Origin of the sequence: Micromonospora sp. NPDC049891, assembly GCF_040660295.1 — a bacterium.
Lineage (GTDB): Bacteria > Actinomycetota > Actinomycetes > Mycobacteriales > Micromonosporaceae > Micromonospora.
In genome coordinates, this window is sequence record NZ_JBFAML010000021.1 from 24,297 (window position 1) to 43,123 (window position 18,827).

Below are 18,827 nucleotides of genomic sequence, written 5' to 3' on the forward strand. Positions count from 1 at the left end.
GGCGCGTGGGCACCCCTGCATGGTGGCGTTGTGGCAAACCCGTTGTGCCCTATGGTCAGGGTGGTGAGCCGCGGCGGTCTTGATGTTCTTGTTGTCGGTGCTGGCGTGTCCGGGCTCACCACTGCGGTCTGTCTTGTCGAGGCAGGGATGCGGGTCGAGGTGTGGGCGGCGGACCCGCCCGAGCGGACCACCTCGTACGCGGCTGGGGCGATGTGGGGTCCGTACCTCGTTGAGCCTGTCGACCGGGTGCGTGTGTGGAGCGCTCGGACCCTTGATGTCCTGCGGGGTCTCGCCGTCGACCCGTCGACGGGAGTGCGGCTCGTCGCCGGTGTCGAGGCGTCTCGCGAGTGGGTGGACCCGCCGGAGTGGGGCGACCAACTCGACGGGTTCAGGGTGTGTGAGGCGGGCGAGCTTCCGGACGGCTTCGTCTCCGGGTGGCGATACATCGCGCCGCTGGTCGACATGCCGGTCTATCTCGGCTACCTGCGGCAGCGATTCGAGAGGGCCGGCGGCGTGGTCGAGATTCGGCGGATCGACGCGTTCGACCAAGCCGCTGGTATCGCTCCTGTTGTCGTCAACTGCGCTGGCCTGGGCGCTCGGCGCCTCGTACCTGATCCCGAACTGGTTCCGATACGCGGGCAGCTCGTCGTGGTCGAGAACCCCGGCATCGTCGAGTTCTTCTCCGAAGACACGGGGCTCTCACCGGACCTGACGCACTTCTACCCCCATGGTGCGACGGTCGTCGTCGGCGGGACCGCGCACCCGGGCGAGTGGAGCAGAGAACCCGATCCGGACACCGCTGCGGCGATCATCACCCGCTGTGCCGAGATCGAGCCACGTCTTCGGGACGCCCGGGTCATCGCCCACCGGGTCGGTCTGCGCCCCACGCGGCCCTGCGTCCGTGTCGAGCAGGAACGCATCGGCGGCATCCGTGTGATCCACAGCTACGGCCATGGTGGGGCAGGACTCACTCTGTCCTGGGGCTGCGCTTCAGAGGCGGCGGCACGAGCGGCGCGCCCGCGACGAGGCCGACAGGCGCATGGCTGACCAACGGCGGCCTGCGGCTTCCTGCCGACCAGGATCAGCTCGCTACCGAATCTGGGCATGCCTCCAGCGGCGAGCCCAGTGGCACGGCTGTCCTGCGGAGATCAGCCGCGATCAGCAGGACCGCCAACCGGTAGATGATCTTTGCTGATGTGCGCGATGTGTGCTCCGCAGCCGGTGACCTTAGGGGAACGGCGGTGCGAGACCATGCCCGTCGGTGACGACCGGCCGGGCCGGGCCCGGCGACGTGCGGTCGGTGTGTGATCCGCTGGTGGCGGTGCCAGCGCTGATCACCCCAGGAGCTTCCTGCGGTACGCTGACAGCCGCCGCCAAGCGGCGTTGATCGTCCAGCCTCGTAGCTCAGGGGATAGAGCATCGGTTTCCTAACCCGCTGCTCTATCTATGTCTATATGCCGGTGACCTGCTCTTTTAGCAACCGTGCCTGTGGTGTGTCGGTCGCATGGCCCATGTGTTGTGCTCGCTGGTTGAAGATCGGCAGGTTCGGTACTGGCGCCACCGGAGCCCTTCGTGCATAGCACAAGCTGTGCCAACAAGTTCGAGTTCGTCCTGATCAGTGGTTCGAGTGTGCAAACGCGCGTCTGCGTAGAAAAAGGTCGAAGTCCGGCTCCTGTAGAAGCTCAGCGAGGTCGGCACGAGCTCTCAGTCGATGTCGCATGGTTGCGAGGGCTCTCGCTGGTGAAGATCTGTTCTCATCCGTCATCGCCGCCCCAATCACTCCATTGACGACATTAAGTATCCGTTTCTGCTCCCGTGGATCGTCGGTGATGCAGGCGATGGCATCCCTTAGGAGTTGGGTGGAGTCTCGAGGGTCCGAGACCTTCGCCGGCTCTTCAAATTGTTCGAACTTGAACCATCGAAGAGACTTCCCTCTAAGTCTTGTCCGTCCGTGCGATGCGGCCGCGCTATTCCAGGCCTGTCGGTTCCGCCAGTAGTCGAAGTTCGTGGCGGGCAGAACCGTTCCCCTTGAGCTAAATATGCGATCCTCTACTACGAAGGCTACCCCTGGAGGAAGTGCTCGGGCCAGCGCGATGAGACTTGCGGAAGCTGATACCTCCGCCTTTTCTAGCGCCTTCAGGGCGTCAGTCATGCTTATTTCGACTGCACAAAGCGGTTCTAGGAACCTGTCTGGCACCAGCAGGTGAGACGCGAAGGTTGAGGCTTCCCGCTCTCGGAGGCCGCCCTCGAAGAACGCTCCCGAACCAACTCTAGGGCTACATGCAACCTCCTCGATATGCCAAGGAAGTAGCACGTGGCCGAGTTCGTGAGCCATCGTGAACCGCTGTCGCAGGGTATTCCCGGTATGTCGAATGAAAACCCTTGGTCTGGGTAAGGAGGTTAGTCCGATTGTCAATCCGTCACATTCGTACGGCCATTCGGCGAACTCCAGTGCGGCATATTGCTTCGTGAGGGCAGCGATGTCGATGGGTGGAGTGAGGTCGTGGCGCTCGACGATGCGACTCGCGAGACGCTGTTCAGGCGTCCGGGTCACTCACTCTGCCCGTCTTGATCAGCCAGCGCAGCACATGGACTGCTTCATCTTTGGCCTCAGCGCGAGCGGCGGCCATTAACCCTGTTTGCTCGAGAACCAACTCAGTGACGGGCATGCGATTCTTGTGTGCCGCAAGGATGAAACGGAGGGACTCCGGCCGCTCGACCCAGAGCCGATATTCATCGGCTGTCATTCCTAGGAATTCGTGGAGGTCTCTCGTGTCGTCTTCGCAATCATGCCAAGCCGACACATAATCGTCGACTTCGGTCAGGAGTGCTCGGCCAGATAAGCACGCGTCCACGAAGGTCTGCTTGCTAGACATCGATCCTCCTTCCTTTGACCGGTCCTGATACCATAGCACCGGTCACCGCGTCAAGTACACCTACGTGCCGGCCCTGCTTGGTGTAAGCCTCAACATGCCCGTGGAGGGCGTCCCACTCGTACAGCCGATCGCCCCGCGCGTTCCGCCAGCGCTTGCGTCCTCCTGGGGCGCCACAAGGGGTTTGTCCGTCAAGGAAGCCTGGGCTAGGTCTAGTGACCGCCACTACGTCCCCTCTGTCCGATACTGTGCAAGCTGGGTGGTTCGGCTTGAACTGGAGAGACTACAAGTCACGCGAGTCGATTTCGACCCGGTAGATCTGCAAGACCGCGATGCGTCGGTGCGGCGAAGGGTGCAGGGTTCGCTAATCTCCGAAGGTCCCTGCCTCTCGCAGTTCTGCCTGATCAAGGGTGGTTGGCGGCTGCTCTACCGTGTGAGCGCTCACCTGCGGCTGGTCGTTTAAGGGCTAGCTAGGGCCAATCACCCCCCTGAATCGCCGGCCGGACGAGCGCTCCGTCGTCGATCAGCGGCCACTGCCGGCGTCGCGGAAATGAAGAGATGCGCGCCCTGCTGGTGGCTGCGATTGCCGTGGTCAGGCGCTCGCCGGTTCGCGATAGGCCAGCTGCGTGTAGGTGGCGATCAGCGCGGACACGCCGAGGTCGAGCGCGGCGAGCTGCGGCTCGACGCCGGTGGGTGTGAGGTACTTGTCATCGTGGCCGATCGCTCGTGCAAATCGCCGGATTGCGTACTTGAAGGCCTTGAGCTTGGGCTCGTTGATGATCCGTGTGTTCTGCGGTGGTGTCCCGGAATGTTCGACCGTGTGGGTCGGGTGTACGAGTACCGGGATGATGATCGCGTCGTTGCCGTACTCGCGCTGGCACCAGTTAACTGATCCGGAGAGCTGGTTGATGTCCTTCTTCCAGATGCGGGGAGCTTGCGCACCCGTCTTGGCCTCGATTACCAGGTAGGTGCGGTTGCCGGCGGCCCACAAAACGTCGCTGCCAATCCCGAAGTAGCGCTCGGGCTGCTGGGCGCTGAAACCGAGATGCGCGCCGAGGTCGGCGAGCGCTGCTTCGGCGGCGTCAGTGCGGGTCCGATCCCAGTCGATGTCGTCGATGAGGGCGTCGAGTCCGACGATCAGGTCGTGCCCGCTCGCGTACCGGTCGGTCAGGTAGGCCGAGGCCTGGTAAGCCTGCGGCGACGGCGGGCTAATCCGGTGGTACTCGATGCCAGCGCGTGGGCGTAACACGGCGTTGTTGAGCAGGGCCGCTTCAGTGAGTGCCTGCTGCGCCGCGACGGTGTCGACAGCGTTGAGGTAGGCGGCATGGGTCTCGCCGAGCCAGCCCGCCAGGGGTGCATCCCCTCCGTCGCGGGCAGCCCCGACAGCGGCCTTGGCCCGTGCTGCAGCCTCGCTGGCGCGATGGCCGACGGCACTGTTGTAGGCCGCACGCAGGTGCGTAGCGGTCGCGGACACCGATGCTGGGCTATAGCTCACATTGATCAATGCTTCGCGCGACGCTAGGCGGAAACCCCGGTCGTCGTCGATCACCTGAGTGATGACCGCGCGCAGTCCGGCCGCGTCGGTGCCTTCCAGGTTCCGGGCGACCCGGCGGGATAAGTCGAGCTGCGCGCGCGTGGCCTCCGACAGGCGGTCGGCAATCTCCGGACGGGCCAGCAACTGGGTCAGGCGTGGCCCAAGCAGCAGAATGGCGCAGCGGTCGTCACGGCTGCGCACGCCGCGACCCATGCCCTGCTCTAGACGCTGAAGCTGGCGGGTCACCATGGCCTCGGTGTCACGCAGCGCAAGAGCCTCGCGCCGTTCGAAGCCGCCGTAAGCTAGTGGAAGATTATCGATGATCAACAGGCGACATGCCTCATCGGGCAGATCGATCCCGTCGTACCGGTTGATAATGACCACGAGACCGACGTGCCCAGCCGTCAGCCGCTCGACCGCGGCGCTGATTTCGTCAGCCTTGCTGACGGTGAGGGCGGCCTCGGATGCCCACTTGGCTGCCTGCCGCTTGCTGGGGACCAGGACGACGACGTTGCGGTTTTGGGCGACCGAGGCGGCCAGGGCGCGTACTTCGTCGTGGGAGATGTCGGGGTTGAGTTCCTCCGGGGCCAGGATCAGGCGGTCACCGAGGTCGGCGGCGCTGTCGGGAAAGATCGAGGTGGCGATGCTGTCCTTGTCTGCGTCGAAGTGAGTGACCAGCACGCTGTCGTCCGCCAGAGTCGCCGTTAGGTAGATGCGCCGGCGCGCCTGCGCGAAGCTGGGGATCTTCTCGATTGGCGGGCACGGGGGCATGATCTCGATTTCGTCCGCCGTAACGACCGCATGGCACCACGGCAGGATGTCGCTGATCAGCGGCCATGACCACTCGAACGCTGGGCTGGAGCGCTCTGGATGCAGAATCTGCAGTACGGCCTCGTGCTTGTCCTGCCATGCCCAGAATGGCACGGCCAGCACTGCACTGGGGTCTTGGTCATGAATGTCCATCAACTGATGCGGGCTCTGGGCCTTGAGGTCGTCTTCGAACAGCTTCACCAGCGGTGTGTACGTGGCGTGCCCGCGTGGAATGCGCAGACGAGTGTTCTCGTCGGTCATGGCCAGCGCGGCATGCGCATCGTCAACGACGACCGACCCGACCATCACCGGCTGGTGGCGGCTACCAGGCACGGTTAGACCAAACCGAGTCTTGCCGTTGATCAAGACGTTCATAGTCGTAACGCAGATGGCCTCGCCGCGCAGGAACTTCGACGACTCCGGGTCGTCGACCGTAGCGATGCCGAGGTTGCGCGCTTCGGCGCGCACACGCTTGGCCAGGTCGGGAGTGGGGGACAGGTACAGCGCCGGGCCAGTCTTCTCGTTAAGGCAGCACTGCAACATGAGCAGCCCGACGATGGTCTTGCCGCCTCCGGTGTTGGTCTTGACCACGATGTCGCGCTCCGCGCGCCGTGTCGACCACGCGTCCAGCACGTCCTTCTGCACCGCGCGCAGGTAGCCGTATCCATCTGCCTTGTCCGGCAAGGCGTCGAACAGTCGCGCGGGATCGATAATGCGGCCGATCGTGCCGCCGGCCGACAACTTACTAAAATCGAATGCCATCTCTGTCCTCGTTTTTGGCCAAGCCGGCTGTGATCCTCCCATGCGGACGGTCAGCGTCACCATGGCTTTCAGGCCCGGCTAGCGGTCGCTCCCGAGCACGCTTCGCTTCTTGGGTAGGGTCCAACCGACGTCTGCCAGCAACGCGCACGGGGCACCGGCGCCGCCGCCCATGCAATCTTTCCCGCATCGAGACCAGCCCACGACCTGTCGGCTGGCCCGCGATGCCGCAGGGGTCGGCGCCGCACTCGCGACCAGCGTTGCACCGCTCATCACACCGCACAGCCTGATCGCGCACGACGGCCTGCACGCTTCTCCCGGCCGAAGTGTCGCGGGGCCAGCCGCCTGCAGACGCTTAGGTCGGACACAGCCAGATCCTGTTCAGCATGCCGTCGGCTTCCCGATCCTGGCCGGACCTGGGGGCCGTCGCCGATCCGCAGCAGGGTCGTAGCGTGATGTGCCATATCAGCAACGCTCGCTCGCTTGAGGAGATGCTCCATGTCAAAAGCTGGCCCCCCTCGGGAGGCTGAGGAGCCCGCCGTCATCGAGATCGGCGGGCTGCTGTGGAAACCCTGTCCTGGGGCCGAGGCGACCGCGGCGGAGTTCGAGGCTGCCAGGTCGCTGTTCATCGAGGTGCACCACGAGGCCAAATGGAACCGGTGGGTAGAGGCCGAGCGTGCCGCGGACCTGGAGGCGGCGACGGCGGTGATGGCGCAGTGGACTCGCGCAGAGCCCGGCTTCCGGCACAAGACCCCGCAGGAGGTAGAGGAGTGGCTCGTCTCCTGGGAGGCGGAGTACGAGGCAGGGCGGGCTGAGCGGGAGCGGCAGCGGCGGGCACGAGCGGCCGGGTACGACGAGCGCCGTCATCAGGCGCGCCTCGCGCTCGTGGAGCAGCAGTCGATCCTCAAGGCCCAGATCGCCGAGCGGACCGGGTTGCAGGAGAAGACACGCTTCCCCGGTATGGACGAGCGACGTCGAGCAGCGGAGATCGCGAAGCTGGACGCGGATGTTGCCGAAACCGAAGCGAACATCGTTGCCCTGATCTGCGAGGTGGGTGACCCTGAGACGGTCGTGGACGTCACCGGGTGGCTCCCGTCGCATCGGCGAGAGCTGGCGATGACTGACTTCATCTACTGGCGGTGTGACGAAGTGCAGCGGCTGCGGGGAGAGGTGGACCGGCTCACCGCCGAGGCGGGGGCGGCTGACCGGACACAGCGGCGGGAGCTTCGGGCGGAAGCGGACCGGGTCAGACGCAGGTTCGAGGCGCTGCGAGCCATGGCGTCCCTCGAGGCGAAAGATATGTGCTCCGACTGCTTCCGGCCCGCCGACTGGCACGGCTGGTCAACCTCCGGCGACCCGGCCTTCCTGGGGTCTGGCCCGTGCCCTGCGTGGCCGCGCTGGTCGGCGCGGCTGCGCCGTCTGCACGAGATGCTCTCGTCGTCGCAGAAGCGTCCTGAACCGGCGGCCGTGCCGAAGCCGCAGCCCTTGGCGGTCATCTCCTCAGGCAAGTCGATCGACGAGGTTATCGAAGAGCTCAGCCGCATCAGTGTCGAGCATCCGGGGGCCGAGGTTCGCCGCGGCAGCCGCAACCGGTGGGAGATCTGGCCCAGCGAGAACACCGCCCCGCACAGCGGGTTAGACCGGTAGGAGACGGCGGTGGAGGTGACACCGGAACTGGTGCTCGACCGGGTGAGAGCGGCGGGCGGCCGGCTCAAACTGGAGGGCTTGGACGAGGAGTCCTTGATCGCGTGGCGGCACGCGGCGAAGGTTGCCAAGCTGCGGCTGCTGCGAGCCGGTCCGCAACGACTACGCAGCTGGTCGTCACCGGGTGGCATGTCGCTGCTGCTGGTCGAGGTCGACCGCCAGGGCGTCGAGTCGCCGGCGCTGACGCCGCCGGATCAGCCAACCCGGCAGTGGGTTCCGCCTCCGCGTCCACGGCCCCGGACCCAGGAGTTCCTCGGCCGGATCGTCCCTGTCCCCTCGACGGTGCGCCGCCCACACCCGATCGTGCAGGACCTCACCGAGGCGCTGGACTTCCCCGAGCGGATGATCTACCAGCACCGGCCCTACCTGATGCCGAACAAGCGTCGGCCCGTGCAGCGGATGCGCCAGATCTGGCAGGCCGTCATCACCGAGGCCGAGTTCCGCGGGTACGAGACGCTGTTTCGGCACAACCGACGGGACCACTACGACAGCGGCCAGCTGATCCTGCGCATCGGCCGGGACGAGTTCCCGCTCCAGCTCTACGGGGAGCGCGGCAAGCCGCTACAGCTGACGATCAAGGAAGTGCACCCGGCGCGGCGCCGCGGCTACGACACCTGGACTGACACCGCCGACCAACCCCTGCACAGGCAACTCGGCGCGATTTTCACCCACATCGAGCGGTGGGCCGACCTCCTGATCGCGCGCCGCGAGGCCGAGGAGCGCCGCGAACAGGAGCGCCGACGGGAACGGCAGCGGCGGGAAGATGAGGCCCAACGCCAGTTCACCGAGGACCACCGCCGCAAGACCATCCAGGCTCGTATCGGCGAGCGGCAGTTCGCCGACGACGCCCGCGCCTACGCGGCAGCGCTAGCGGCGGTCGCTGACGACTTGGAGCCCGACCGTGCGCAGGAGGTGCGGGCCTGGGCGACGTGGATCCTGCAGCATGCCGACCACGTGGATCCCCGGCTCAGCCGGGAGGGCATGCCGAAGACGCCAAGGCCCGAGCGCGATGACCTGCGGCCGTACCTGCCTGCGGGCCACTGGCACTACTAGCCGTGGTACCAGCGGCGGTTCGGATGCCACGGTTGATAGGGCGGCGCCGCAGAGGCAGTCCTCCCGACGTGCTGCTGTCTCGGTGTCGGCACGACCACCGATGACGGTGGATCGCTGGGAATTCCGGGCGGGTCGGCCAGCGGGTCAAGGTCATCGGCGTAGGTGTGTGCCCACGCCAGCCACGGGTCGTCGATCCGCATGCCGCCGTTGACGAGATCTGCGCAGTAGGAGCGTATGTCCTCGGCCAGCAGCCACGCAGCCACCTGCTGCCGCAGGATCTGGTCGCGGTGCGCCGTCACCACCCGGTCGCGTTCCTGCTGCAGCCGCACCTGCTCCGCCCGCGCTGCAGCTTCGCGGCGGTCACGTAGCCGCCGGCCACGTTGGCGCAGGTCCGTCAGGACGGCGGGCAACTCGTCCTCAAGCCGCTTGCGGGCGTAGTCCTTCCACTCGGCCACACCGGCGTCGGCGTCGGTGACCGTGAGCACCAGGCGCAGCATCCAGCGGGCTCCCTTCTCCTCCCGTACCCGCACCTCGAGCGGCTGTTCGTCGACGACCACGCTCAGCAGCGCGTCCGTATCGAACCTGATGGCCCATTCCCGCTTCTCTGCCTCCAGACACAGCGCCTGTAGGAGCAACAGCGTCCGGGAGCGGTTCTCATCGGACTCCGGGAGGCGGCTGGGCTGCTTGCGTAACCGCTCGATGACCGGATGAGGGTCCACCAAGAGCTCAGGGACCGGCACTAATGAGCGACTCGCCGGCTGGTACCGCTTGCTCGGGTGGCGGCCCCGGCGTAGCTCGATCACCAGGTCACCGGTGTTGCGGCCGCGGTGAACCAGATGCCAGCCCTTGGGCACGTGCTTGCCAGACCGCAAAGCATGGATCAGCCGACGCCAGGCCGCCCTCACCTCTTCCGACGGATCCAGAACCTGCACAGATCCTTTCGCCTCTTCGAGCAGGTTCAACAACCCCTGCACCGAGGCGGGCGGCATTGTGGAGCCGGGCAGGGCATCCATGGCACCATTCTTCCACACCTGCATGCAACGACGAGAAGGCTGGCCGAGCGCCAGCGAAGACCCTTGGTTCGCGAAGCAGAAAGATTGCAAGCGGCGTCGATTACTGGAAGGCCGAAGGGGCGGTCGCCGTCGTGGTGCGGATGATGCGGTGCCCAGCCAGCCGGTAGCCCCGGTCTTGTAGCCTTTTCTCCCACCTGGCATGAGTCCCAATGGTCGCGGTTTCGTGCAGCAGCCCGGCGCGCTCTTCCTGGATGGTCAGCCGAGCGAACTTGCCACGACCGGGGTAGTCAAGGGGGACGAACGATTCTTTGCGATGGAGCACGGGCGGGTTAGCTGATCGGCGGAAGTCAGTGAACTTGACATCCAACTTTCTAAGGTCCGCCCTTAGGGATGTCGCCAATGCGGGGTGTGGCGCCTTATCGAAGTCTGGATAGGACAGGTAGGAGACCTTGGTCGTTATCCGCGAAAACTTGATGATGGTACATTCTGTTACCGTCCCAGTGAGCGCTCGGGCGCATCCTTCATATACACGGAGAAGCGGATCTAGCAGTTGGATCGCAGTAGCGTGTACGTACAGGGCGTCGGCCGTCAGCTTTCCGACATGAGAGAGACTGCATGCATTATTCAAACCTTTTTGGTCGGCTATGCCGTGAAGCAGTTCGTCTGCCTTGGAGCAGGCAATTCGGTAGGATCCGAATAGCGCTCGTACGTCAAGCGCTATCCCCTTTGGCAGATCTGACGCCTTGGGTCGGCCTCTGAAAGTGGCAAGTGCGAGGTAGACCAGGAGATCCCGCTCTGCCTGACGACGGGCTCGTTCAAGGTCCCTGTCCCAGTCCTGGCTGCCGGTAACATCCCGCAACATCGCTGCGGCTTGTCTCAGCGAAGAGAAGGCGCTCAGGAGCTGACCTGCTGTTCCGGGCACCTCCTCTGGCTCGGGGAGTCGGCCACGACTGGTGATGAAGGCCGCCAGCGCGTCCATGTCCTCGCGGTGAGTGTCGTAGAGGGCTTGCCGGATCCGTGGCCGGCGGACGGCCGCGGGTCGTTGCCGAGCACGTGACGCTAGAAAGGTCTGGGCGTGTGCGTTCGCGCGGAAGACGTAGAAGATGCCGGGAGCGGCGGCTATGGAGTGGGTGCCCAGCTGAACGTCGATCCAGTTGCGTAGTTCTTCCTGCGAGTAGAACTTCTGGAAGGTGCCGCGTTTGGTGATGAGACCGTCGCCGTGACGGTGGCCGGTGATCGTTCGCGCCTCCCACTCGGGTCTGGCCGCCACGACGAGTACCTGCCGGGCTAGCGCCCAAGCTGATGCAAGCGTTTGCACCCGCTCGGTGGGATCTTCGATGACGTTGATGACGTACCCGAGGTTGACTACGTCAGCCGCGCGCCGTACGGCGTTGGGGCTGTGTCCCGGGTCCCAGCCATGGGCGGTGTAGCCCATGGCCTGGAGGCGGGCGACGTCTCCGCCCCGCCCGCAGCCGTAGTCGAACAAGGTCGACTTATCGCTCAGGATGCCGTCGGCCATTGCAAGCGAGATGGGCTTGGACAGGTGCTGACGGGCAATCGCTGTCTGGTGCCGGGGGATCGCCTGGGCGCTGTCCATGACTCACGATTCTGCCGGTTCAAGTCGAGACCCGAAGCGTACAGGCTGCAAGAGGCGTTCGCCGTCGCTTCGCCAACTCTGCCGACCCGCCCTTAGCGACTCGGTACGCTTACGTAGTTCCTTATGCAGAAGCCGAAGTCACATGGCCGACTTGACTAGATCGAATAATTAGCGGTCACTGTCCAGCGAAAGGGCTACCCACTGGAGCTGCGGTGATTTTGAAGGCGCGTATGACTGATGCAAACCACGTTTCCTTTCTAGTTACGCACTCCGATGGCCGAGAGGGTGAATTTGTGGCAGCCGCAATGCCGCCCTCAGACGTTCAGCGGTCGACCGGCACCTTTCGCAACCCAGATCAGCTGGTCCGATTGCCACCGAAGCTAATTTCCGCGTTGTTCGGTCTATCGGAACCGGAACCTGTGGGTGGGATAGTGATTGGGCTAATCGTTCATACGGCAAGTCGCCGTGCAGCTGCGGTTGGGAATTTTGCGGACACAGAAGCAGCCAGAGCATGGTGGCGCCAGCCGTACAACAGGTTAGCGCGGGACCCCGATGTGTTGTTCCTGCCGGTATCGCTCGACGCGGACACTTAGAGGTGGCAGACGGCGCAGCCCGCCTCGTCGCTTTCCTCGTCTAGGGCATCGGTGAGCACCTCGATGAGAGGGAGGTTAGGACGGGGTTTGGCCGCCGCGCGAGCGAGCGCGGCAGCATGCCGCTCTTCGATCACGTCGCGCCGTTCGAGAAGGTCGCGCAGCGACTCACCTTGAGACCACGTGTACTGGCGGCCGCGCATCGCTGTGGCCTGGTAATTGACCTTGTCCTCGTATTCCACAGCGCGCTCGAACAGGTCGGGGTGTCGGTCGGCGAGGCCAACCCACTCGTGCTTGCGCTGGAAGAAGCAAAAGTAGCAGCCGGAACGGGTGCGCCACTCATAGTAGGCCGGTAGCCCGATCCCGGACTCTTCCAGGATGCGGTTGACTCCGTCCCGGTCGATGCCGTCTTCCCGGAACGGGAATACAGCCTTGATGTTGGGCTTGGTGCTGACATAGCCGAGACGGTTCTCATCGGCGCGGATAGCGACGTACGAGATGGCGGGGCTGTCGCCCAGCCATTCCTCTAGCGGCTTGATCTTGAGGTTCTTGGTGCACCACCGCATGGATGCGCTCGGAAGGGTGCCCTGGTAGACCTGCATCCAGTGGTCGAAGTCGCGGGTGGCGTTCAGTCGGACGATCTGCTTGCCGAGGGCCGCTTCGAGCCGGTTGAGGTAGTCGTAGGTCTCGGGGAGTTCGGCGCCGGTGTCGCAGAAGAAGTACTCCATCTGCGGCACCTTGGTGCGCATGTAGATCGCGAGGGCGGAGGAGTCTTTACCGCCTGAGATGCCGAGGACGTGGCGGGTCTCGTCGGACGTACGTTGTCGGGGTGCAGTCATCGGGTCGGCTTCCTTCGCGTGGATGGTGCGTCGTCGCTGCCAGCGTCCTTCTCGACTATGACACTTTCGGCCAGCAGGGCGAGCAGTGCCCGCTCACCGTCCTCGCTGATCTTCTTCCGAGCGAGGGCGATCACCTCCGGCAGCAGGGCCTGCGCGTTGGCGCGTTCGTCCTCGGAGAGGTGGACGACGGTGTGGAGCTCGTGTCCGTCGGCCTGGGTAACGGTGATCGCCCGGGAAAGGAACGAAGCGTCGGTCGGTTCCGTAATCGTGGGCTGGTGCAGGTTGGCCAACCGTTCGATAGCGCGAGCGGCAGCGCGGACCTCGTTGGTGAAGGTACTGATGTCACCGTCACGCCAGTCGGAGAGTCCGCGGCCAACGATCCGCACCACGAACGGATCGAGCCATTCGTCGTCGCTGAGCGTGGTCTCTTGAGCGAGCGTGATGACACCACGGATTTTTGCCTCGACCAGGTTCACGTCGGCGAGGTGTCGGGTGTAGGCCGCAAGGCGCTGACGTAGCTTGCCGAGGTTCGTGGGCATGTGGAATGCCTCGGCGATGGCCTTGACAACTTGTGTGCGCAGACGTTCGTCCGCTCGGCTGATCTCAGTAAGCGCCTTGCTCAGCGACTCGGCGTAGCGGCGCGCTGCTTGCTCGTCGACCTCACCGTTCGCCGGGATGGGCTTGAGATCGAGGGCGGACGGCAGGTCGGTGAACAGGAGAGCGTCGGGCTCGCGCGCGGTCTTGAGCGCTTGACGTACAGCCCGTGCCTGCTTGGGGATTTGCTGGGTGTGATCGGCGTACGCGGACAGGCCCCGTGCCCGGTCGAGCAGCTCCCGCGTGAGCGCCAAGGGTGCCACGTTGCGGACGTTCATCGGCGGTGCTGCTGGCATCCGCGTACCGATTTGCTGGGCGATCTCCGTCACTGCGATCTTGCGCGGACCGGATTCAACGCCCATGGCTTTGACTGCGAACCGCTCCGGGCTCTTGATCATGCGTTCGGCGAGAGCCTCGGTGAGTCGGGTCTGGTAGGTGCCCTCCTCGAAGAGGGCGAGTTCCTGGCTGCCGATGATGAGCGCGGTCAGCACGATGACCGGGGTTACGCCCGGCCGTATTCCGAACGGAGGCGCTTCGAGGAGTTCGTAGACGGCATCGAGCCCCAGCGGCTGTTCGGTGGCGGCCCGCATACGCTGCTGCATGGCGGTCCAAGCCGGGTACAGCGAGTTCCCGGGCTCCGGCTCGTGAAAGCCGAAGGGGAGCAGCTCGGTATCCTCGTCGCTGCGCTGATTGGTGGGGCGGTGCAGCTGGAGGTACTCCAGGACGCCGCTGTACATGGCGCGTTCCGGCCCGTAGCCCTCAATACCGAGATACTGCTGGGTGGGCGAGGTGATCATGGCGATGATCAGCTCACGCCGTGCCTTGGCTGCTTGGCTGGTCAGCTTATGCCGGCCCAGCATCTCGTTGCGAATGTGCGGAGCGTAGGGGAATACGCTCTCGCACGCCTTGGAGACTAGCTCTGCGAGACTTCTACCTTCGATGGTCTCGGCGTTAGACGTGAAGACGGCAGCTCCCGCCTTGGCAGGCAGCAGGTACCAGGTGGGGGCCAGCTGGCTTGGCAGGAAGGCTTCTGCGACGCGGGTGGCCAGTTCGGCGCTGGCTTGCGCGATACGTTCGCTGACCTCGGTGCTGGCCACGGCGTCGAGTTCGACGTTGGCCGGTAGCTCGTGCAGAGCGTGGAGGTAGCGGGCGGTACTGAGTACTTTCTCGGCGTGGGCGGTTACGCCGGCGATGACAGGGCGGTCGGTTCGAACCGTGGGGATGGTGTATTCGTCCCCGAAGTGGAACAGCAGGAGTCCGTCTTCGGCGTCAGCGGCGGACGGCCCGATGAGCTCGGGCGAGCCTGCGTCGGTGGCCTTGGTGACGAAGTGGCGCAGCATGCCGGTGCGTTGGCTGTGCTTACCGGCCACGACGGCGGTCGGCAGGTAGGTCGAGATGACCTTGACCGCGGCGTGGTCGTCGCAGGCGTTTATGAGCTGCTCGATGTGGCTGGTCAGGTCGACGTCGCTGCCCCGCCAGACCCGGTACTCATCGCTGAACTGTCGGTACACCACAAAGCCGCGGTCGACGAGGCTGGTGACTTGGTCGGCGAGCAGTTGTCGGGCCGTGGCGTCATTAAGCGTGATGGGGTCACTCATGGCGAACAAGATGGTGTCCATGCTGGCGCGCAGGGCGCCAGAGGCGTCGACGAGGTTGAGCATGCCGATGGTCTTGAGGATGACCTGGTCTTGCTCAGGGAGGCCGTTGGCCTCGGTGATGCGGTTGTCGATTTCCATCCACCGGCTCGCGTTGGCCGAGGCCAAGATGGTGGTGCGGCCGGCGGTGAAGAAGTAGTCGAAGGCGTCGGCGATGCGGACGGTGGACGCGGAGGAGGGGCGACTTGAGGCGTAGCTGAGCAGGAAGCGTCGCACCGTGTGGGGTTCGTCGTTCGCGATGAACCCGGTCATGCTCCGATCGTGCTGCCCGATCTGCGCGGCGAGCAGCGGCGCGACCACTGTTGTCAGCGGGTGTAGGGGGTACACGTGGGTGAACGTGTCGTGGCCTGCGGCGAGGATGCCTTGGAGACCGCGTTCGGTCCAGGCCTGAGCGGACGCGGCGGCATGCTGGGCTATGAGCTTGCGCCCCTTGGGCGACACGCCGTCGTGGTCGAGGGTTCGGCGGATCAGCTCGACGGTGTCGCCGAGGTGGATCGTCATGAGGATGTCCTCGAACCGGCCCTGAACCTTCGCCCATTCCCGGCTCTGCAGCGTGCTCGCGCGGGAGGCGTAGTCGGCGAACGACAGGTGCTGCAGCGTAAGGAGGTAGAGCGGCACGCCGCGGGAGCCTGCACCGAGCTCAGCGAGTTCCTGCAACAGGAACACGTCGCTGCCGGCATCGCTGAACTCACCATGGGAGGCGAGGTGCTCTAGCGACTTGCCGAACTCGTCTATGACCAGCATGACCGGCGCCTGCTCGCAGAGGATCTTGACGGCGGACACGAGCTCCCGATTGCTGAAACCCGGAGCCTTGAGGGGCGCGAGTGCTTCCTGCACGGGTGCGGGCATGTTGCCCCCGTGCCAGGCTCGGGCGGCACCGTCGAGCAGCGCTCGCGTGATGCTGTCGAGCAGAGGTTCTCGTCGTGCCGTGGCGACGCAGGTGATGAATCCGTCGGGCGCGGTGTTGTCACGAGCTGTGGTCAACCGGCGGGCCAGGATCGGGCTCGCCTCGGCGAGGACCTCTTCGGCCTCCGTCCGGCGGTTCCCAGCACGACCGAGCACCGACACGACGACCAACGCCAGTGTCGACTTGCCTGAGCCGTAGGGCCCTGTCAGGGACCAGGCGCGGGTATTTGCTTGGTCCTCCAGGGCGGCGGTGACCCGTTCCAGCATGTCCTGTGCCCGGATGCCGATGTGCACCGGCCCGAGGTGCTCGCCGCGGACGTCGCGTTCGATGTTCGTCGACCGCAGTCGGCTGCTGACGATGTTGATCCCGGCCGGCGTCTGCGGACTGATGCCCGACGGTGCACCATTGGCGGTCATACCAGGGCTCCTGCGAGTCGATCGAGAGTCGGCTGGTCGAGCAGGTCGGTGCGGCCACGTCGCCGCATCTCGCGCAGCATCCCGGGTGGTTGCGCGGTGTACCAAGCTTCCCGGTACGGGAGGCTTGCGCGATCGCGAACATTGCCGTAGTAGCTTTCCAGCACGTCCCAGGCCAGTTCCTTGGGATTGCCCTCGAACCGCAGGCTGCGCTGTCCGATGCCCTCCACCAGGGCCATCTGCGGGTATTCGCCGGCGATCTCCTCCAAGGCATGCGCGATCTCCGGCTCCCTAAGCCGGAAGGCCCTACCTGGGCCACCCGGTTCATTGGTGAGACGGGCCAGAGCGATGGAACCACTCTGCAGAGGCTCGCTGCGCGCTGCGTAGTCCAGACATGCGTAGGCGACCAAGGCCGGCGGCAGAGAGGTGCGAGCGTTGCTGGTGAAGTGCCAGCGGCTCGCTGCGTTGCTGCGTCCAAACCCGGTGGGCTCCAGCAGCCCGAGTTCCCGGAAGGGGGAATCGAGCAGGTCCTCGAAACTTCCGCCAGAACCCGCGGTGGGTTCACGCCGGCGCGCGTACATCTTGGTGAGGCAATCCGCATCCTTAGCCACCGATGCCTCTACCGGAGGCTCCCAGCCAGCCAACCGTACGTGCCGCAGCGTGGTCTCGGTAAGCTCACTTGTGGTGAATCGGGACGTCGACTGGGCGTGGAAGGCCACCCACCAGGTGGGAGTGTGGCAGGGTTTCGCCAGGAGCCACCAGTGCAGCAGCCACAGACTCGCAGTGTCCTCAAGGTAGGGGTCGGCGCCGTTCTCGTCGAGCAGCCACTGCGCCTCCCAGGTCGGTGAGGCGACGTTCGCACGCGACGTCGGGTCCTTTGGATACTCGACGGTGAGTTTGAAGGCGTATGACCAAAACCGGATCGCATTGACCATGTTTTTACCCACGCCGAGCGTCACCGTCGCGTTGTCGCGCAGAAACACGTCGCTGCCGATGTTGGGGTCAGTCAAGGCGCTGTACGCCTTGTGCAACCAGCCGAACCGGGGGTGGAAGGTCTCATGGCGGGAGAACGACGGCTCGGCGATGTCCTTTAGCTTGGTTTCAAGCATCGTGTCTCCGCGGTCCTTCCTGCCCCTGGGCGGTTCCAGAGGCAGTCGTGGTGGTGTTTGGGTACAGGGCAGCGTGAACCCGGCGCTCAGCGTCGATCACGTGGCGAATAGCGATATCAATATCATCGGCGGTAGTGGCGTAGCCCAGAGAAAAACGGATGGTGCACTCGGCTTCATCCCGGCTCAGGCCCATGGCGAGCAGGACTCGGCTCGGCTCCATGGCACCGGCCGAGCAGGCACTGCCCTCGGACGCCGCGATGGCGGGCATGGCAGCGAGCATTGCGTCGGCCGGCAGGCCGTCGAAGGTCAGACTCGATACGCCAGGTAGCCGTCGGTCAGGATGACCGTTGCGGCGGGTGCCGGGTAGGGCCGTCATGACAGCGGTCTCGAAGCGGTCTCGCAGCAACCGGATACGCGATGCCTCTTGATCGAGGCAACGGGCGGCAGCCTCCGCAGCGGCGCCCAGGCCGACGATGCCCGGCACATTCAGGGTTCCCGGCCTCCGTCCACGCTCATGACCGCCGCCGTACGCCAGCGGCCGGATCGCCAACCGTGTACCCCGCCGTACGAACAGCGCCCCCACGCCTTGAGGAGCCCCGAACTTGTGGCCTGATAGAGACAGAGAGTCAAGATCCAATCTGTGAAGATCGATGGGGAGCCGACCCACGAGCTGTGTCGCGTCGGAGTGCACCAACGCACCGGCTTCGTGTGACAGCTTCACGACGAGTTCCAGGTCGTTCAGGACCCCGGTCTCATTGTTTGCCGCCATGATCGAGACCAGCGCGGGTCTCGCCGCCAGCGCTTCCTCTAGGTCGTCGAGACGCAGCGTGCCGTCGTGGCAGACGCCGATCGTGTGAACCGTGCCGGCGAGAGTCGCTGCGGCCTCACTCACCGCAGGGTGCTCTACGGCGCTAATCACTAGGCTGCGGCCAGGTGTCGTGGCGGACCGGATGGCTAGATTGTTGGCCTCCGTCGCACCAGAGGTGAAGATCAACTCGCTTCCGGTGCAGCCCAACAGTGCCGCTACCCGGGCGCGCGCCTGTTCAACAGCGGCGGCAGCTTCCCGGCCGGGGGCGTGGGCGCTCGATGCGTTGCCCACCGATTTGAGTGCCTCCGCGGTCGCGTGTAGCGCTTCGGGACGGATTGGGGCGGTAGCGTTGTAGTCAAGGTAAACGATGGGATCAGTGCCTGCGTGGCCCATCCTCCTCCCTTCGTTCTGCACCCACCCTATCGGCTGGTGGCAGTCCACAGAACCTCGACACGTCCCACCAGCCGTGATCATGGATGGCAAGATTACCGTAAGAGGGCTCCCATCCGCTCTACGCCGGCCACGTCGCTACGCCGTCGACTAGGAACCCCAACCATCACGTCGACGCG

The 18,827-nt window shown here is 65.1% G+C and carries 13 protein-coding genes; 3 read left to right on the forward strand and 10 right to left on the reverse strand.

The annotated features are described in order from the left end of the window. Nucleotides 1–63 precede the first annotated feature (63 nt). Nucleotides 64–1,047 carry an FAD-dependent oxidoreductase gene (locus AB0I71_RS23435; RefSeq protein ID WP_357588086.1) on the forward strand — a complete coding sequence of 328 codons (984 nt, stop codon included), beginning with the start codon at nucleotides 64–66 and terminating at the stop codon, nucleotides 1,045–1,047. Between the two features lie 568 nt (nucleotides 1,048–1,615). On the opposite strand, the gene AB0I71_RS23440 is transcribed toward AB0I71_RS23435, so the two are convergent. The 4 genes from AB0I71_RS23440 to AB0I71_RS23455 all read right to left on the reverse strand — a co-directional run bounded on the left by AB0I71_RS23440 (nucleotide 1,616) and on the right by AB0I71_RS23455 (nucleotide 5,979). After that, nucleotides 1,616–2,554 carry an ImmA/IrrE family metallo-endopeptidase gene (locus tag AB0I71_RS23440; RefSeq protein WP_357587961.1) on the reverse strand — a complete coding sequence of 313 codons (939 nt, stop codon included), beginning with the start codon at nucleotides 2,552–2,554 and terminating at the stop codon, nucleotides 1,616–1,618. Further along, nucleotides 2,538–2,876 carry a hypothetical protein gene (locus AB0I71_RS23445; RefSeq protein WP_357587963.1) on the reverse strand — a complete coding sequence of 113 codons (339 nt, stop codon included), beginning with the start codon at nucleotides 2,874–2,876 and terminating at the stop codon, nucleotides 2,538–2,540. Before AB0I71_RS23445 ends, AB0I71_RS23440 begins: the two co-directional genes overlap by 17 nt. After that, the gene (locus tag AB0I71_RS23450; RefSeq protein WP_357587965.1) at nucleotides 2,869–3,099 is read right to left on the reverse strand and encodes a colicin E3/pyocin S6 family cytotoxin; all 231 of its coding nucleotides are present in this window, start codon (nucleotides 3,097–3,099) and stop codon (nucleotides 2,869–2,871) included. The genes AB0I71_RS23445 and AB0I71_RS23450 overlap by 8 nt, the downstream gene beginning before the upstream one ends. A 366-nt stretch (nucleotides 3,100–3,465) precedes the next feature. After that, the gene (locus AB0I71_RS23455; RefSeq protein ID WP_357587967.1) at nucleotides 3,466–5,979 is read right to left on the reverse strand and encodes a helicase C-terminal domain-containing protein; all 2,514 of its coding nucleotides are present in this window, start codon (nucleotides 5,977–5,979) and stop codon (nucleotides 3,466–3,468) included. A 630-nt stretch (nucleotides 5,980–6,609) separates the two neighbouring features. On the opposite strand from AB0I71_RS23455, the gene AB0I71_RS23460 reads away from it, so the two are divergent. Together AB0I71_RS23460 and AB0I71_RS23465 are read left to right on the forward strand one after the other, a co-directional pair. Next, a complete protein-coding gene (locus AB0I71_RS23460) occupies nucleotides 6,610–7,623 on the forward strand; it encodes a hypothetical protein (RefSeq protein ID WP_357587969.1) in 1,014 nt (337 codons plus the stop codon). Between the two features lie 9 nt (nucleotides 7,624–7,632). Then, a complete protein-coding gene (locus AB0I71_RS23465; RefSeq protein WP_357587971.1) occupies nucleotides 7,633–8,733 on the forward strand; it encodes a hypothetical protein in 1,101 nt (366 codons plus the stop codon). Here the strand turns inward: AB0I71_RS23465 and AB0I71_RS23470 are convergent. The 6 genes from AB0I71_RS23470 to AB0I71_RS23495 all read right to left on the reverse strand — a co-directional run bounded on the left by AB0I71_RS23470 (nucleotide 8,730) and on the right by AB0I71_RS23495 (nucleotide 18,651). After that, nucleotides 8,730–9,770: a hypothetical protein gene (locus AB0I71_RS23470; protein ID WP_357587973.1), complete on the reverse strand. Its 1,041-nt coding sequence runs from the start codon at nucleotides 9,768–9,770 to the stop codon at nucleotides 8,730–8,732. The genes AB0I71_RS23465 and AB0I71_RS23470 overlap by 4 nt on opposite strands. Before the next feature lie 76 nt (nucleotides 9,771–9,846). Continuing rightward, nucleotides 9,847–11,343, reverse strand: coding sequence for a DNA phosphorothioation-associated putative methyltransferase (locus AB0I71_RS23475; RefSeq protein ID WP_357587975.1), 1,497 nt, complete (start codon nucleotides 11,341–11,343; stop codon nucleotides 9,847–9,849). 589 nt (nucleotides 11,344–11,932) lie between these two features. Next, nucleotides 11,933–12,772: a phosphoadenosine phosphosulfate reductase family protein gene (locus tag AB0I71_RS23480; RefSeq protein WP_357587977.1), complete on the reverse strand. Its 840-nt coding sequence runs from the start codon at nucleotides 12,770–12,772 to the stop codon at nucleotides 11,933–11,935. Next, nucleotides 12,769–16,344 carry a hypothetical protein gene (locus tag AB0I71_RS23485; RefSeq protein WP_357587979.1) on the reverse strand — a complete coding sequence of 1,192 codons (3,576 nt, stop codon included), beginning with the start codon at nucleotides 16,342–16,344 and terminating at the stop codon, nucleotides 12,769–12,771. Before AB0I71_RS23485 ends, AB0I71_RS23480 begins: the two co-directional genes overlap by 4 nt. Then, nucleotides 16,341–17,450, reverse strand: coding sequence for a DUF4007 family protein (locus AB0I71_RS23490; protein WP_357587981.1), 1,110 nt, complete (start codon nucleotides 17,448–17,450; stop codon nucleotides 16,341–16,343). The genes AB0I71_RS23485 and AB0I71_RS23490 overlap by 4 nt, the downstream gene beginning before the upstream one ends. Then, nucleotides 17,443–18,651, reverse strand: a complete 1,209-nt coding sequence (locus AB0I71_RS23495; RefSeq protein WP_357587983.1) for a cysteine desulfurase family protein — start codon at nucleotides 18,649–18,651, stop codon at nucleotides 17,443–17,445. Before AB0I71_RS23495 ends, AB0I71_RS23490 begins: the two co-directional genes overlap by 8 nt. Nucleotides 18,652–18,827 lie beyond the last annotated feature (176 nt).

Excerpts from the sequence above, each read along its gene's own strand:
- AB0I71_RS23480 (WP_357587977.1), bottom strand. The coding sequence starts at position 12,772 with ATGACTGCACCCCGACAACGTACGTCCGACGAGACCCGCCACGTCCTC.
- AB0I71_RS23470 (WP_357587973.1), bottom strand. The coding sequence starts at position 9,770 with ATGCAGGTGTGGAAGAATGGTGCCATGGATGCCCTGCCCGGCTCCACA.
- AB0I71_RS23445 (WP_357587963.1), bottom strand. The coding sequence starts at position 2,876 with ATGTCTAGCAAGCAGACCTTCGTGGACGCGTGCTTATCTGGCCGAGCA.
- AB0I71_RS23490 (WP_357587981.1), bottom strand. The coding sequence starts at position 17,450 with ATGCTTGAAACCAAGCTAAAGGACATCGCCGAGCCGTCGTTCTCCCGC.
- AB0I71_RS23495 (WP_357587983.1), bottom strand. The coding sequence starts at position 18,651 with ATGGGCCACGCAGGCACTGATCCCATCGTTTACCTTGACTACAACGCT.
- AB0I71_RS23455 (WP_357587967.1), bottom strand. The coding sequence starts at position 5,979 with ATGGCATTCGATTTTAGTAAGTTGTCGGCCGGCGGCACGATCGGCCGC.
- AB0I71_RS23485 (WP_357587979.1), bottom strand. The coding sequence starts at position 16,344 with ATGACCGCCAATGGTGCACCGTCGGGCATCAGTCCGCAGACGCCGGCC.
- AB0I71_RS23475 (WP_357587975.1), bottom strand. The coding sequence starts at position 11,343 with ATGGACAGCGCCCAGGCGATCCCCCGGCACCAGACAGCGATTGCCCGT.